At 67.4% G+C, this 14,576-nt stretch carries 16 protein-coding genes and 1 tRNA gene; 5 read left to right on the top strand and 12 right to left on the bottom strand.

Annotation, left to right across the window (positions count from 1 at the left end; genetic code table 11):
- Positions 1-45: 45 nt before the first annotated feature.
- Entirely contained in the window at positions 46-255 is a 210-nt protein-coding gene (locus tag OG326_RS05185) for a hypothetical protein (protein ID WP_327143468.1), read from the bottom strand.
- Between the two features lie 125 nt (positions 256-380).
- On the opposite strand from OG326_RS05185, the gene OG326_RS05180 reads away from it, so the two are divergent.
- Positions 381-599, top strand: coding sequence for a DUF397 domain-containing protein (locus OG326_RS05180; protein ID WP_442790917.1), 219 nt, complete (start codon positions 381-383; stop codon positions 597-599).
- Positions 600-654: 55 nt separating this feature from the next.
- Here OG326_RS05180 and OG326_RS05175 read toward each other — a convergent pair whose 3' ends face one another.
- The 5 genes from OG326_RS05175 to OG326_RS05155 all read right to left on the bottom strand — a co-directional run bounded on the left by OG326_RS05175 (position 655) and on the right by OG326_RS05155 (position 5,582).
- Entirely contained in the window at positions 655-1,614 is a 960-nt protein-coding gene (locus OG326_RS05175) for an alpha/beta hydrolase (protein WP_327143467.1), read from the bottom strand.
- A 128-nt stretch (positions 1,615-1,742) separates the two neighbouring features.
- Entirely contained in the window at positions 1,743-2,180 is a 438-nt protein-coding gene (locus tag OG326_RS05170) for an HIT family protein (RefSeq protein WP_327143466.1), read from the bottom strand.
- 73 nt (positions 2,181-2,253) lie between these two features.
- Entirely contained in the window at positions 2,254-3,675 is a 1,422-nt protein-coding gene (purB, locus tag OG326_RS05165; protein WP_327143465.1) for an adenylosuccinate lyase, read from the bottom strand.
- Positions 3,676-3,711: 36 nt separating this feature from the next.
- The gene (locus tag OG326_RS05160) at positions 3,712-4,317 is read right to left on the bottom strand and encodes a TetR/AcrR family transcriptional regulator (protein ID WP_327143464.1); all 606 of its coding nucleotides are present in this window, start codon (positions 4,315-4,317) and stop codon (positions 3,712-3,714) included.
- A 92-nt stretch (positions 4,318-4,409) separates the two neighbouring features.
- Positions 4,410-5,582, bottom strand: a complete 1,173-nt coding sequence (locus tag OG326_RS05155) for a pyridoxal phosphate-dependent aminotransferase (RefSeq protein WP_327143463.1) — start codon at positions 5,580-5,582, stop codon at positions 4,410-4,412.
- Between the two features lie 401 nt (positions 5,583-5,983).
- Here OG326_RS05155 and OG326_RS05150 point away from each other — a divergent pair, with 401 nt between their 5' ends.
- On the top strand, positions 5,984-6,895 hold the full coding sequence (locus OG326_RS05150; protein WP_442791008.1) for a M23 family metallopeptidase: 912 nt from the start codon (positions 5,984-5,986) through the stop codon (positions 6,893-6,895).
- Between the two features lie 60 nt (positions 6,896-6,955).
- Here the strand turns inward: OG326_RS05150 and purD are convergent, their stop codons facing one another.
- Positions 6,956-8,242, bottom strand: coding sequence for a phosphoribosylamine--glycine ligase (gene purD, locus OG326_RS05145; RefSeq protein WP_327143462.1), 1,287 nt, complete (start codon positions 8,240-8,242; stop codon positions 6,956-6,958).
- 245 nt (positions 8,243-8,487) lie between these two features.
- On the opposite strand from purD, the gene OG326_RS05140 reads away from it, so the two are divergent.
- Positions 8,488-8,913: an HIT family protein gene (locus tag OG326_RS05140; protein ID WP_297623368.1), complete on the top strand. Its 426-nt coding sequence runs from the start codon at positions 8,488-8,490 to the stop codon at positions 8,911-8,913.
- On the opposite strand, the gene OG326_RS05135 is transcribed toward OG326_RS05140, so the two are convergent.
- The 5 genes from OG326_RS05135 to OG326_RS05115 all read right to left on the bottom strand — a co-directional run bounded on the left by OG326_RS05135 (position 8,889) and on the right by OG326_RS05115 (position 12,666).
- The gene (locus OG326_RS05135) at positions 8,889-10,352 is read right to left on the bottom strand and encodes a sensor histidine kinase (protein WP_327143461.1); all 1,464 of its coding nucleotides are present in this window, start codon (positions 10,350-10,352) and stop codon (positions 8,889-8,891) included. The two genes, OG326_RS05140 and OG326_RS05135, sit on opposite strands and share 25 nt — an antisense overlap.
- Complete coding sequence (locus OG326_RS05130; protein ID WP_297623373.1) at positions 10,349-11,083, bottom strand: response regulator transcription factor; 735 nt, start codon at positions 11,081-11,083, stop codon at positions 10,349-10,351. The genes OG326_RS05135 and OG326_RS05130 overlap by 4 nt, the downstream gene beginning before the upstream one ends.
- Positions 11,084-11,240: 157 nt before the next feature.
- A tRNA-Thr gene (locus OG326_RS05125) sits at positions 11,241-11,312 on the bottom strand.
- A gap of 165 nt (positions 11,313-11,477) precedes the next feature.
- Entirely contained in the window at positions 11,478-11,720 is a 243-nt protein-coding gene (locus OG326_RS05120; RefSeq protein ID WP_019931522.1) for an MbtH family protein, read from the bottom strand.
- A 142-nt stretch (positions 11,721-11,862) separates the two neighbouring features.
- Positions 11,863-12,666, bottom strand: a complete 804-nt coding sequence (locus OG326_RS05115; protein WP_327143460.1) for an alpha/beta fold hydrolase — start codon at positions 12,664-12,666, stop codon at positions 11,863-11,865.
- A gap of 207 nt (positions 12,667-12,873) precedes the next feature.
- On the opposite strand from OG326_RS05115, the gene OG326_RS05110 reads away from it, so the two are divergent.
- Together OG326_RS05110 and OG326_RS05105 are read left to right on the top strand one after the other, a co-directional pair.
- Positions 12,874-13,044: a hypothetical protein gene (locus OG326_RS05110; RefSeq protein WP_297627155.1), complete on the top strand. Its 171-nt coding sequence runs from the start codon at positions 12,874-12,876 to the stop codon at positions 13,042-13,044.
- 4 nt (positions 13,045-13,048) lie between these two features.
- Positions 13,049-14,530 carry an alpha,alpha-trehalose-phosphate synthase (UDP-forming) gene (locus tag OG326_RS05105; protein WP_327143459.1) on the top strand — a complete coding sequence of 494 codons (1,482 nt, stop codon included), beginning with the start codon at positions 13,049-13,051 and terminating at the stop codon, positions 14,528-14,530.
- Positions 14,531-14,576 lie beyond the last annotated feature (46 nt).

Below are 14,576 nucleotides of genomic sequence, written 5' to 3'. Positions count from 1 at the left end.
CGCACCAGGTCGCAGACCCTGCCACCTCATCGCGAGATTCGCCGGTCAGGCGCGGCGGCGCCGGGCCGGTGCCACGTGCGGGCACTGCTCGTAGAGGTAGAAGACCGCGGCCTTGCGCCGGGCGCATTGATCGGTGGGACAGCTGCGATGGATCTGCAGGATGCTGTCCGCCAGCTCTACGGTGAATCGCTCCGGAACGGAGTCGCAGCTGTCGCAGACGGGGGCGGCTCGCTGCTGGGACCATGGCGTGCGCATCGCTGACCTCCTTCCGCTCACAGAGAATGGAATATCCGATCCGGAGGTCGCGCAAACACTGGCATTATGAGTGCGATCCACATCACCGTCCAGTACTCGCCGCTCATCGCACAGGGAGTCCGGAGTTGGAAACAGCGAAGAATCGCGAGATCGAGTCCGACGCCGTCTGGCGCCGTGGCGACGACAATGCGGAGGGCGTCGAAATCGCCTTCCTATCCAGCGGGAATATCGGCCTGCGGGATTCCCGCAACCCGGACGGGCCGGTGCTGGTGTTCACCCCCGGGGAGTGGCGGGCGTTCGTGGCAGGCGCCAAGGACGGCGAATTCAACCGTCCCGGAGCCTGATTCGCGCCGGGGAACAGATCGGCGCCCGCACTGCCGGGCACCGATCGCCCCGCGGCTAGGCGCCGATCGCCCCGGCGATGGTCGGCCAGGAATCGTGCAGCCCGTCCTGCCAGTACGACCAGGAGTGCGTGCCCACCGGGCTGTAGTCCACGCGCGCAGGGATATTCAGATCCCGCAGCCGCTGCGCGAAGGTGTCGACGCAGGCGTTCACACCGAATTCGATGGGACCGCCGAAGAAGATGTTCTCCGGCAGCTGCGGTTTGATCTCCAGCTCGTGCGGGCCGGGCAGGCCGGTGCCGGTGGACAGGTAGATGGTCTTACCGCGCAACCGATCGGCCATCAGCGCCGGATTGTGTTCGGCCCAGGCCGGACTGGTGGGCCCGCCCCACATATTGAACGGATTGCCGCCGCGATTGGCGATGGAGAACATGGTCGCGCCCTGCGCGATGGTGGTGTCCGGGCAGGCGCTGTAGCCGGCGACGGCGCGATACAGGTCCGGATGGCGCACGGCGAGGGTGAAGGCGGCATTGCCGCCCATGGACAACCCGCCTATGGCGTTCACCCCGTTACCGGAGAAATAGTCGTCGATGAGCGGCGGAAGCTCTTCTGTCAGAAAGGTTTCCCACTTGTACCGGCCGAAGCGCGGATCATCGGCGATCCAGTCGGTGTAGTAGCTGGCCTGCCCGCCCATGGGCAGCACCACATTCACGTTCTTGTCGCGGAAGAAGGGCTCGGCATCGGTCGCATTGGTCCAGGTGCTCTGGGTCGCGCCGGGATCGAGACCGTCGAGCAGATAGAAGCTCGAGCGGGAGCCGCCGCCGGCCGGATGCAGGACCTGCACCTGAATGGTCCGGCCCATCGCGGGGGAATCGATGAACATGGCGGAACGGTTGGCATTCAGGTCGTCGACCCGGATGACACTGGCCGCATGGCCGGTGGCGGGTGGCGCTAACGCCGGACTGAGCAATCCTGCGGCTACCGCTAAAACCGCTGCGGAAACAACTCTTCTACGCATGCCCCACCTCCATCAGCCCACCACGATCGCGTTCCAACGTAACTCGAGTCGCGTGGGGTGCGAGGAATATTCGGTCGATGGCGTGTCCCTGGCAAACCAATTGGTTCGCATATGCTAATGCAGAAAGGCTATGAATTGCCAGCGGCGCGCTCTAATACCCCGCGAATAGATCCGGCCAGGTAATCCAGGTCCGCACGGACCGGTGACGTAGGCCGCGCCCGCAGCCCGAAACCGTCGCCCGGAGTACGCGGGATCACATGCAGGTGCACATGGAACACCTCCTGCCCCGCTGTGACACCGTCTGCGAGGAAGAAGTTCACCCCGTCGCACTGCACCTCGGACGCGCGCAGCGCCGCCGCCAACTGCTGCCCGACCCGAAAGAGCTTGCCGCCCATGGCCGGATCCAGTTCGGCCAGACTGCGCGCCGGAATCTTCGGAATCACCAGCAGATGCCCCGGCGTCACCGGACGAATGTCCATGAACGCCAGCACATCATCGTCCTCGTACACCTTGCTGGCAGGCGCCTGCCCGGCGACGATTTCGGCGAAGATCGTGTACGGATTCATACCCGCAGCCTGCCAGAAACACCTCGACCCCGGACCGATCGGCCGGGGTCGAGAAGCGAAAGTTCGCCGGTCCCTACAGAATCGGGGCCGGGGTGTAGCGCGCGGCCTCCGGATTGGCGTCGACCAGCTTCTGCACCTGCGCGATGACCGCGGCGGTCTGCGCCTCGGCCGCGCCGATGAAGGCGGAGCGATCGGCCAGCGCCGCGTCCAGGGCGGCACGATCCAGCGGCATGCGGTCGTCGGCGGCCAGGCGATCCAGCAGATCGGGCTCCCGGCCCTGCTCACGCATGTCCAGGGCCACGGCCACGGCGTGCTCCTTGATGACCTCGTGCGCGGTCTCCCGGCCCACACCGGCCCGGACCGCCGCCATCAGCAGGCGGGTGGTGGCCAGGAACGGCAGGTACCGATCCAGCTCACGGCCGATGACGGCCGGATAGGCGCCGAATTCGGCCAGGATGGTCAGGAAGGTCTCCATCATGCCGTCGACGGCGAAGAAGGCGTCCGGCAGCGCGACCCGGCGCACCACCGAGCAGAACACATCGCCCTCGTTCCACTGCGCGCCCGCCAGCTCGGCGCCCATGGAGGCGTAGCCGCGCAGCACGACCTGCAGGCCGTTGACCCGCTCGGCGGAACGGGAGTTCATCTTGTGCGGCATGGCCGAGGAACCGACCTGCCCCTTCTGGAAGCCCTCGGTGACGAGTTCGTTGCCGGCCATCAGGCGAATGGTGTGCGCGAAAGACGAAGGGCCCGCACCGATCTGGACCAGGGCGGAGAGCACATCGTGATCCAGCGAGCGCGGGTACACCTGGCCGACACTGGTGAAGACATTCTTGAAACCGAGGTGGTGCGCCACCTTCTGCTCCAGCTGCGCCAGCTTGGCCGCATCGCCGTCCAGCAGATCGAGCATGTCCTGCGCGGTGCCCATCGGGCCCTTGATACCGCGCAGCGGATAGCGGTCGATCAGCTCCTGCACGCGGGTGAGCGCGATGAGCAGCTCATCGGCCGCGGAGGCGAAACGCTTACCGAGGGTGGTGGCCTGCGCCGCCACATTGTGCGAGCGGCCGGCCATCACCAGCGACTGGTACTCGGCGGCCCGCTCGGTCAGCCGGGCCGCGATCGCCACGCCGTGCGCGTACACGTGCTCCAGCGAGAGCCGGATCTGCAGCTGCTCGACATTCTCGGTGAGGTCGCGCGAGGTCATGCCCTTGTGCACATGCTCATGCCCGGCAAGGGCATTGAACTCCTCGATCCGCGCCTTCACATCGTGCCGGGTCACGCGCTCCCGCTCGGCGATCGACTTCAGATCGACCTGATCGACCACCCGCTCGTAATCCTCGACCACCCCGGCCGGAACCTCGATACCCAGCTCGGACTGAGCGCGCAGCACCTCCAGCCACAGTCGCCGCTCGAGAACGATCTTGTTCTCGGGCGACCACAACCGAACCAGCGCGGGGCTGGCATAACGAGTAGCGAGGACGTTCGGCACAGAGCTCACGTTGTGCCAGCTTACCGGCCCCGCAGGACGCGATTTCTAGGCGGGCGGGGCGACGACGTCGATCACTTCCAGCAGTGCGCCCCGGGCCATTCGCCGGGGCTGGGGATCGGGTTCGCCGAGTGCGGTCACCACCGCGCCGTCGACCACGGCCACGAGCCGGCGGGTCTGTTCCGGGCGTACGACGCGATCGGAGCGGCGCAGGACGTCGGCGAGCAGTTCGTCGAGCTGGGCGCGTAGTCGGAACTGCACTTCGCGTAGCTCCGGATGGCGGGCGGAGGCCACCGAGCGCTCGTAGCGGGCGATGAGCTGGCCGCGCGCGTCCTCGTCGGCCATATCCGGGCCGACGAGCAGATCCAGGACCAGATCCACGGTCGCCTCGGCGCCGCGCCGGCGGTGGGTCACCTCGCCGACCCGGCGGCGCATGGCATCGAGTTCGGCATTGCCGGAGAATTCGACCGCACGCGCGATCAGATCCTCCAGCGATTCGAAGTAGTAGGTGGTGGACGCCAGCGGCAGATCCGCGCGCGTCGCCACCGAGCGGTGTCGTACGGCCTCGAAGCCGCCCTCGAGGAGCAGCTCGGCGGCAGCGCACACGAGCGCTTGGCGACGCTTCTCGCCTTTCGGAGTCGTCGCAGTGGTCACGGATGCAATCGTGCCAGTCATCATCGGTTCATCTGACCCAAATCTGTGCGATCTGTGGTGATTCCGGTTCGAACGGCGTTCCGGCGACTAATTCAGGCCAGATAGCGTTCCAACCGGTCCAGTGCTTCTTCGATATCGGCGCTCGCTCCGGCGAACGAGAAGCGCACCGTATGGGTGCCGCTGACCGTGTCGAAGTCGATGCCCGGGGCAAGCGCCACCCCCGTGTGGTCGAGCACCTCGGTACACCATCGCATCGAATCATCGGTCAGGTGAGCAATATCCGCGTATGCGTAGAAGGCGCCGTCCGCCGGAGCCAGATCGGTGATGCCCAATTTCGGCAGACCGGTCAGCAGCAACTGCCGATTGGCGGCATAGCGGGCCACATGCCCGTCGAGTTCGGCCTTGGCCTCCGCGCCGAAAGCGTGCACGGCCGCGAACTGCGAAATAGCGGGCGGGCATACGGTCATATTCGAGGCGAGCCGCTGCAGCGCCGGGCGCATGGTCTCCGGCACCAGCATCCAGCCGAGCCGCCAGCCCGTCATGGAGAAGTATTTGGACACCGATCCGATGACCACCGATTCACGGGAGGTCTCCCATGCGGAGGAGGTCGGTTCAGTGCTCGTGGACAGCGCCGTGTCATAGACGATCCCGTGGTAGATCTCGTCCGAGATGAGCAGCGTCCCGTGCGCATCGCACCAGCGCGCCAGCGCGGCCAGCTCCGACGGGGCGATCATGGTCCCGGTCGGATTGGCCGGACTCGCCACGATCAGGCCCGCGGGCGGCTCCGGCAGCGCCTCGAGCATGGCCACGGTGGGCTGAAAACGCGTCTCCGGGCCGCAATCGAGCTCGACCACCCGGCAACCCAGCGCGGTGAGGGTATTGCGGTAGGCGGGATATCCCGGCCGCGCCACCACCACGGTGTCCCCGAGATCGAACGCGGCCAGGAACAGCAGGGTGAACGCGCCGGAGGATCCGGTCGTCACCACCACGTCCTCGGCGCTCACCTGGACCCCGTAGGTGCTCCGATGATGCTCGGCAATGGCCTCCCGCAGCGGCAGGATCCCGAAAGTCTCGGTGTACCCGAGCAATTCGGAATCCATGGCCGCCTTGGTGGCCCGCAATACCGCCTGCGGGGCCGGCGTGGACGGCTGCCCCGCGGCCAATACCAAAACGTCCCCGTGGGAACGCGCCCGTTCAGCTGCTGCCTTCCAGACATCCATCACGTAAAAAGGTGGAATGGTCGACCGGCGAGATTCGATACGCACTCGACAGACGGTAGAGCACCCGCTCCCCCGGCTGTCCGCAGATGGCCGCCGGAATGCCTGAGGAGGCTCGCATGCAGGGGGGACCAGCAGCTGCCGAGGAGGACTCGGCAGCACGACTATCGACCGCCGTCACCGACAGGACCAGCGCGAACGGCGACGCACCGGCGACACCCGCCGCCACGGATCCGGGACGCGAGGAGTCGGCGGCCGGGAACGATGCCGTGAATCTCCCGGAGACCGAGTTCGCGGAATCGGAGACCGGGGCCGACTCCGAGCGGCACGCGCAAGGGTTCCGGGCCGGGGTGGACAGATATACCCCGGGCGTCAGAGCGCACCTGTCCGGGCCGGAGGAGCCGCCGTCACGGCTGCGCGAATACGCGGCGCGGGCGGGGCACGCATCGATGAGAGGCGCCGCACGGGCGCGGGGACAGCTGCCGATAGTGCGCGCCCGGGGCGTCGACATGTGGGCGCGGCGGCCACGGTCCCGGGCGGAGTTCGGGGCGCTGGTCGAGCAGACGAAGGCCGAGGCACGGCAGCAGTGGCCGGTGACCCGGGCATGGGCGATCAGACATCGGGTCCTGATCGGCGGGGTGGTGGCGGTGCTCGTCTTCGCGGGGGCGGACAGTGCGCTGGGGGCCATTCCGATCGATGCCGCCGTGGAACCCGGTACGGCACTGCGGGTTCCGGTGGCGAATCCGCTGCAGATACATACCGTGCCCGCATCGACGAAGCGCTACCTCGATGCCATCAGCAACGGTGAGCGACTGCGGGAGTCGGCGGTGGTCTCCGCCGCCGCGCGCGACACCCTGGATCGGGCCAAGGCCGAAGCCGCCGCGGCGGTGTCCGGTCAGCCGCAGCCGTGGATGGTCACGACACCCGCCCCCGACGCCACCCTGCCGCCCGGATTCGCGATCCCCGGCATCGGCGGCTTCGCGCTCCCCGCGAAGGGCTCGTTCACCTCGGGATTCGGATCACGCTGGGGCACCTTCCACGCGGGCGTGGATATCGCCGCCCCGATCGGTTCGCCGATCTACGCGGTCGCGGCGGGCACGGTCATCGACGCGGGCCCGGCGCAGGGCTTCGGGCTGTGGGTGCGTATCCGGCACGATGACGGCACCATCTCCGTCTACGGCCACATGTACGACTTCTTCGTCTCGGTCGGCGAACGCGTCCCGGCCGGCATGCAGATCGCCCGCATCGGCAATCGCGGCGACTCCACCGGCCCGCACCTGCATTTCGAGATCATCATCAACGGCCAGCACGTGGACCCGCAGCCGTGGCTGGCCCAGCGCGGCATCCAGCTGACCCCCTGAGCCACCTGGACAGAACTTCGGCCCCTCACGGAATCCGTAAGGGGCCGAAGGAGTTCGGTGTCAGACCGCCGGTGCGGGGACGGTGATCCGCCCCTCGGTGGCGGCCAGGGCGATATCGGTGCGGTAGTGGCCGCCCGGGAGTTTGATGCCCGCGAGCCGGTCGTAGGCGTTCTTGCGGGCCTCGGCGAGGTCGGCGCCCTGCCCGACAATGGCCAGCACACGCCCGCCCGCGGAGACGATCGAGCCGTCCGCACGCTGCGCGGTACCGGCGTGCAGCACCTCGGATTCGGTTCCGGCGCCGGAGGATTCGGCTCCCGAGAGGACATCGCCGCTGCGCGGCCGCCCCGGGTAGTTCTCGGCGGCCAGCACCACGGTGACGGCCGAACCGTCCTTCCAGCGCGGCGGCGCGACCTGATCGAGGGTGCCGGTGGCGGTGGCGTGCAGCAGCTCGCCGAGCGGGCTGTCCAGCAGGGCCAGCACGGCCTGGGTCTCGGGATCGCCGAAGCGGCAGTTGAATTCGATGACCGCGGGCCCGGACCGGCCGATGGCCAGCCCCGCGTACAGCAGGCCGCTGAACGGCACGCCGCGCCGGACCATTTCGGCCGCAACGGGTTTCACCACATCGTCGACAATGGCCTGCAGCGTCTCGTCGGTCAGCCACGGCAGCGGCGTGTACGCGCCCATGCCGCCGGTATTGGGCCCGGTATCGCCGTCGCCGACCCGCTTGTGGTCCTGGGCGGGCAGCAGCGCCACCACATTCTCGCCGTCGACAAGACAGAACAGCGACACCTCGGGACCGTCGAGGAAGGACTCCAGCAGCACCGGATGCCCGTTCTCCAGCAGCTCCGCGCCGTGGTCACGCGCGATCCGGCGATCGGCGGTCACCACCACGCCCTTGCCCGCGGCCAGCCCGTCGTCCTTCACGACCCAGGTGGGTCCGAAGCGATCGAGCGCGGCATCGAGCTCACCCGGATGATCGACGATCTCACTGTGCGCGGTACGCACGCCCGCGGCGTTCATGACGTCCTTGGCGAAAGCCTTGGACCCCTCGATGCGCGCGGCGGCGGCCGACGGCCCGAAGGCCGCAATGCCCGCGGCCCGCACCGCATCGGCCACACCGAGCACCAGCGGCACCTCGGGACCGATCACCACCAGGTCGGACTGCAACTCCCGCGCCAGCGCGACCACCTCGTCGCCGGAGCTGGGATCGACCGCCCGCACCTCGACATGTTGAGCAATCCCCGCATTACCGGGCGCGACCGCCACCGCGGTCACCGCCGGGTCCCGGCGCAGAGCCAGGGCGAGGGCATGTTCACGGGCTCCGGAACCGATGACGAGTACGCGCACGGCAGACAGCTTAAAGCGTGCCCGGAGCTCGCCACCGGGCGGTTCGCGCACGCCCCCGACATTCCCCTCCACGTGCTCACGGCCGGTTCACGGCCCCACCCCGGTTCCGCCCCCTCCAAGGTCGTGGCCCGCCCCGTTCTGGACTGAGCGGAGCAATGCCGCGCAGCGGCGAGCGCAGTGAGGGAAGAACGGGGTAACAGGGCCACGACCCCGCCCGCAGCGAAGCGAAGGGCAGAATATAGAGCATGGCTTCTGTTTTCTCATTGATCATCGAAGGTCAGCTGCCGGGGCGGTTCGTCTGGGAGGACGATGAATTCGTCGCTTTCCTGACCATCGCCCCGGTAACGCAGGGGCACACCCTGGTCGTGCCGCGCAAGGAGATCGACCAGTGGCAGGACCTCGACCCCGAAACCTTCTCCCGGATGACCACCGTCGCCCAGCGCATCGGTAAAGCCGTCCGCGCGGCCTGGGACGCCCCGCGCGCGGGCCTGCTCATCGCCGGGCTGGAGGTGCCGCATCTGCACCTGCACGTGTTCCCGGCGTTCGAACTCGGTGACTTCGATATCACCGGCGCCGATCCGGAGCCGAGCAAGGAATCCATGGACGAGGCGCAGGCCAAGATCAAGCAGGCGCTGCGCGATCTCGGCTACGGCGCCAACGTCCCCGACTGACCCGTCCGGGGCAGGCACACGCTGAACGTGGTGCCCGCGCCCGGTGTGCTGGCCACGGACACCGCGCCGTCGTGCGCGGTGACCAGGGCCTGCACGATCGAAAGTCCCAGTCCGGTACCGCCGCTCACGCGACTGCGGGAGCTGTCGGTGCGATAGAAGCGTTCGAAGACCCGCTCGGCCTGTTCGGGCTCCAGGCCGGGCCCGGTATCGATGACCTCGATCAGCACCTCCTGCTCGGAGGGCGTGAGCCGCACTGTGACCGCCGCATCGGGCGGGGTGTGCACCAGGGCATTGCTCACCAGATTGCCGAGGATCTGCCGCAGTCGCGCCTCGTCACCCGCGATCTCCAGAGTGCCCGTGCCGGAACGGATCTCCAGATCGATCGGGCGCGGTTCCGCATCCGGATTCTGCACCGCCGCCTGTGCGCGGGCATTGTGCACCGCATCGCTGGCCAGCGCCAGCAGATCCACCGGCCGCCGCTCGACGGGCCGCTGCGCGTCCAGCCGGGCCAGCATGAGCAGATCCTCCACCAGCAGGCTCATCCGCTTGGATTCGCTCTCGATGCGATTCATGAGCATGCCGGGCTCGGTGATCGCGCCCTGCCGATACAGCTCCGAGAACCCCTTGATGGTGGTCAGCGGCGTGCGCAATTCATGACTGGCATCGGCGATGAACCGCCGCATCTTGGCCTCGGACCGGCGCGCACCCTCCTCGGAGGCCTCGGTCGCCGCGAACGCCTGCTGAATCTGGGTCAGCATGGTGTTCAGCGATTGCGACAGATGATCCACCTCGGTGTCGTTGCCGCGCACCGGAACTCGCTGATGCAGATCACCGCCGGCAATGGCGGCCGCCGTTCTCTCGACTTCGCCCAGGGGCTTCAGACTTCGCCGGATGACCAGGCGCGCAACAACAGCCAGGGCCGCCAGCACCAGCGCCCCGATCACCGCCTGCAGCAGAATCAGCCGGTCGAGAATGCCCTTGGTCTCATCGAGCCGCAATCCGACTGTGCTGGTGCCGTATTGGTTGGTGGTGCGCATGATCCGCCACTGCTCGCCGCCGTCACCGATCGAGCCGACGGTGATGGGGTGGTGGCCGAGATCGGCGGGCACATCGGGCTCCGTCGAACCCACGTCGAGGTGCAGCACCAGATTGCCGGACGAATCCACCACGCGCACATAGAGCAATTGCGCGGGCCGCTCCCGCTTGCCGGGCGGCGTGGGCAGCGGCTCCGGGCGCGTGAGCCCCGGCTGCGCCCAGCCGTGCGCGGCATCGTAGAGCGACTGATCGAGCCGCCCCAGCAGCACATTGCGCATGAGTGAGGTCACGGCCAGACCGGAGACCAGCAATCCGAGCCCGGCCAGCGAAACCAGCGCCAGCGCCAGCGTGGTTCGCAGCGGAACGGCCGCGAGCCGATCCGACAGCCGGGCGCGTGGGCTCACTTCGCAGCCGACCTGCGATGCGGCTCCCTCATGACGTAACCGACCCCGCGCAAAGTGTGGATGAGCCGATCCGGCCCGGTATCCACCTTCTTCCGCAGGTAGGACACATAGGTCTCGACCACGCCGACCTCACCGCCGAAGTCGTAGCGCCACACGTGATCCAGAATGCGCGGCTTGCTCAGCACCGTGCCGGCATTGACCATGAAGTAGCGCAGCAGCGTGAATTCGGTGGGCGACAACGGAATCGGCTCCCCAGCCTTCCACACCTCGTGCGTATCGTCGTCGAGTTCGATATCGGCGAACCGCAGCCGCGACGACTTCTCCTCCGGCGCGGCACGTCCCGCCCGCCGCAGGATCACCCGCAGCCGGGCCACCACTTCCTCGAGGCTGAACGGCTTGGTCACGTAATCGTCGGCGCCGAGGGTCAATCCGGTGATCTTGTCCTCGACCTCGTCACGCGCGGTCAGGAACAGCACCGGGGCATCGATCCCGTCCGCCCGCAACCGCCGCAGCAGCCCGAAACCGTCCATCCCCGGCATCATCACATCCACGATGAGCGCATCCGGCCGGAACATCCGCGCCCGATCCAGCCCCTCGGTCCCACTACTGGCCGTAGCCACCTCGAACCCCTGATAACGCAAACTCACCGACAACAACTCGACGATCATCGGTTCGTCATCGACCACCAGCACTTTGGCTTCGGCCTCACGGGGCGCGGGCACACCTGTCATGACCTCATCCTGCTGCCTCGGGCGTCAAAGTTCCTGGACCTCCGCTGGGAGTTTCCTGGGAGGCGTGGACACGAACTGATCCAGCGATCAACGCGGACCCGGCGCAAAACGTAACCGCCTCCCCAGTGACCGTTGAAGTCCCGGGAAGGCGGTTCAGAGCCCCTTGTCAGGATTGAACTGACGACCTTTCGCTTACAAGGCGAGTGCTCTACCACTGAGCTAAAGAGGCGAAGGCGGTGTCGATCATAACCGGGTGGGTCGGCTGCGCGGAAAAGCCGACGTCCGGGCCGATCGATAGCCGTCAGGAGACGAGCCGAACTGCGTCAGGGGCGCTTGTGGCGCCACCTGCCGCATCCGGAACCGTTCCTGCGCAGTATCGGGTCAACCGCCAATATCAGGACTGCGCCGCCTGACGTGCCGCGTCATCGGCGGCCATGGCATCGCGAAGGCTCTTGGGACGCATATCCGTCCAATTCTTCTCGACGTACTCGACGCATGCGGCGCGCGAGTCCTCGCCGAACACGACCCGCCAACCCGCCGGAACCTCGGCGAAGGCCGGCCACAGGGAATGCTGTTCCTCGTCGTTGACCAGGACGAAGAACCGGCCGTCTTCGTCATCGAAAGGATTGGTGCTCATTTCACCTCACTGGATACTGGCGCTGTGTACAGGAACGCTGAAGGACCATCCGACCGCTGGGTTTGGGTACCGCAGCGCAAGGACGAACCCCCGACGTTGATTCGACCCTAGCAAGGCGGACGTTACGCCTGGGCGGTTACCTTCAGCCCGCGAAGAATTCCAGCAGGATCTTGTTCACGATCTCGGGTCGTTCCAGGTAGCCGTAGTGCCCGGCATCCGGGACCTCTTGGTAGCGCGCGCCCGGAATGGCGTCGGCGACCTCGCGGGACAGGTACGGCGGAATCATCCGGTCATCGGCGAATCCGAGGGACAGACAGGGCACGGTGATCTTGCCGTAGGCGGCCGTGCGGTCGAAGTCGTGATCCATCCGCCGCTGTGCGCGCACACCGGGCGTCGCCGGGCCGCCGGTGAATTCGAACAGGTCCAGCCAGTCGCGGCCCGCGTGCGGGTCCGCCAGGGTCGCCGGAGACAGGTTCATGAGCGCGGTGACGGCCGCGTCGTACTTGGCGGGCAGCCGCACACCGGAGGCGTCCAGCTCGTGCTCACCGAGCGACAGCGTCTTCTGCAGCTGGTCGAGCCGTGCGTGCCCGGCCATGAAGACGGCCTTGCGCACCAGATCCGGCCGGGCGAGCGCCAATTCCTGCGCCACCCGCGAGCCCATGGACTGCCCGACCACCAGGGCCGGTCCCTCGCCGAGGAATTCGATGAGCCCGGCGGTATCGCCCACCAGATCGTCGATGGTCATGCCCTGGGCGGCCTCGAAGGACGGTGCGATGCCTCGATTGTCGAACGTGCACACCTTGTATCCGGCCGCCACCAGCGCGGGCACCTGGTGCAGTTCCCACACCCGTCCCGGGCTCCCCGTCCCCATGATCATGACGACCAGCGGACCGGACCCTTTGACCTGGTAGTTCAACGAGATTCCGTGCACCGTGGCCAACGGCATTGCTGCGACCCCTTCATCGATGTGGAGCTACTCCGATATCGCCCCACCGTATCGCCCCGCTCTCGGACGGGACCGGACGCAGGGAAATCGTCCGCGGCCCGTATTGCGTTTCGAGCTCGCTGTCCACCGAGGGACCAGTTCCTGTGAGGCATCCAGATAGGATGGGTTCCTCGTAAGCTGAGCAGACATCCCCGAGAGGACATGATGATGGCCGCGAACAGCAGCGCCAAAGACATCGCGGACGACGATCTGGAACCACTCGCCGACGAAACCGCACGTCAGGCCCAGCGCGTAGTGGCCGCGTACGCCACCGACGCAGACGAATGCCGCATGCTCCTGTCGATGCTCGGCATCGCTCCCGCCACGCGGGGCGAATGAGCCTGTGAACCCGGATAGCGCCGGTTCAGGTTTCGTCGTAGTCGCCAACCGGTTACCGGTCGACCTCGAGAAGCTGCCGGACGGCACCACACGCTGGAAACGCAGTCCCGGCGGCCTGGTGACCGCTCTGGAACCGGTGCTGCGCAACAACAAGGGCGCCTGGGTGGGCTGGGCGGGCGTCCCCGATGTCGAGATGGACCCGATCGTCGAAGACGGGCTGGAATTGCATCCGGTACCGCTCTCGGCCGATGAGGTCGCCGACTACTACGAGGGTTTCTCCAATGGCACCCTGTGGCCGCTGTATCACGATGTGATCGTGCGCCCGGTCTACGACCGCAAGTGGTGGCAGGCATACGTGCAGGTGAACCGCCGTTTCGCCGAATACACCGCGAAGGTGGCCGCCGAGGGCGCCACCGTCTGGGTACAGGACTATCAGCTGCAGCTGGTCCCGAAGATGCTGCGCATGCTGCGCCCGGATCTGACCATCGGCTTCTTCCTGCACATTCCGTTCCCGCCGGTCGAGCTGTTCATGCAAATGCCTTGGCGCACAGAGATCGTCGAGGGATTGCTGGGCGCCGACCTGATCGGATTCCACCTCCCCGGGGGCGCGCAGAACTTCCTCTACCTGGCGAGAAGGCTTGCCGGGCAACCGACTTCCCGCGGCAGCGTGGGTGTGCGCTCGAAACTCGGTGTGGTGCAGGTGGGTTTCCGCACCGTGCGGGTGGGCGCGTTCCCCATCTCCATCACCTCCACTGAACTGGACGAGATGTCGCGCCGCCGCAGCGTGCGCGAGCGGGCCTCGAAAATCCGTGCGGAGCTGGGCAATCCGAAGACCATCCTGCTCGGCGTCGACCGCCTGGACTACACCAAGGGCATCGATATCCGCCTGGCCGCGCTCGAGGAGCTGCTGCAGGAGGGCCGGATAGATCCCGCCGACACGGTGGTGGTGCAGCTGGCCACACCGAGCCGCGAGCGGGTGGAGTCCTATATCCAGATGCGCGGCGATATCGAACGCCAGGTCGGCCGCATCAACGGCGAGTACGCCCGCGTGGGCTATCCGGTGGTGCACTACCTGCACCGCCCGATCCCCCGCGAGGAACTGCTCTCGTTCTTCGTGGCCGCCGACGTCATGCTGGTGACCCCGCTGCGCGACGGCATGAATCTGGTGGCCAAGGAGTACGTGGCCTGCCAGGGCGGCCTCAGCGGCGCGCTGGTGCTGAGCGAATTCACCGGTGCGGCAGCGGAATTGCGCCAGGCCTACCTGTGCAACCCGCACGACCTGGACAGCGTCAAGGACGCCATCGTCTCCGCCATCGAAGATGATCGCGACACCCGCCGCCGCCGCATGCGCTCCCTGCGCAGGCAGGTTCTCACCCACGACGTGGACCGCTGGGCCCGCGCCTTCCTCGACGCCCTGGCGCAGGATCGGGTCGCCGGCAGCGCCCTGCTGTCCGACGACGACGTCGATCCGGACATGCAGCGCTAGAGACACCGGCAGAAAGCTTCAGGGCGCCGCGATCGCGGCGCCCTGA

This window comes from Nocardia sp. NBC_01327, assembly GCF_035958815.1.
Lineage (GTDB): Bacteria > Actinomycetota > Actinomycetes > Mycobacteriales > Mycobacteriaceae > Nocardia.
The sequence above is the reverse complement of the archived record's forward strand: the minus strand, read 5'-3'. Positions and strand labels throughout refer to the sequence as shown.

Coding starts and splice junctions, on each gene's coding strand:
- OG326_RS05185 (WP_327143468.1), bottom strand. CDS start 255: ATGCGCACGCCATGGTCCCAGCAGCGAGCCGCCCCCGTCTGCGACAGC.
- OG326_RS05175 (WP_327143467.1), bottom strand. CDS start 1,614: ATGCGTAGAAGAGTTGTTTCCGCAGCGGTTTTAGCGGTAGCCGCAGGA.
- OG326_RS05170 (WP_327143466.1), bottom strand. CDS start 2,180: ATGAATCCGTACACGATCTTCGCCGAAATCGTCGCCGGGCAGGCGCCT.
- OG326_RS05150 (WP_442791008.1), top strand. CDS start 5,984: ATGAGAGGCGCCGCACGGGCGCGGGGACAGCTGCCGATAGTGCGCGCC.
- OG326_RS05140 (WP_297623368.1), top strand. CDS start 8,488: ATGGCTTCTGTTTTCTCATTGATCATCGAAGGTCAGCTGCCGGGGCGG.
- OG326_RS05130 (WP_297623373.1), bottom strand. CDS start 11,083: ATGACAGGTGTGCCCGCGCCCCGTGAGGCCGAAGCCAAAGTGCTGGTG.
- OG326_RS05120 (WP_019931522.1), bottom strand. CDS start 11,720: ATGAGCACCAATCCTTTCGATGACGAAGACGGCCGGTTCTTCGTCCTG.
- OG326_RS05115 (WP_327143460.1), bottom strand. CDS start 12,666: ATGCCGTTGGCCACGGTGCACGGAATCTCGTTGAACTACCAGGTCAAA.
- OG326_RS05110 (WP_297627155.1), top strand. CDS start 12,874: ATGGCCGCGAACAGCAGCGCCAAAGACATCGCGGACGACGATCTGGAA.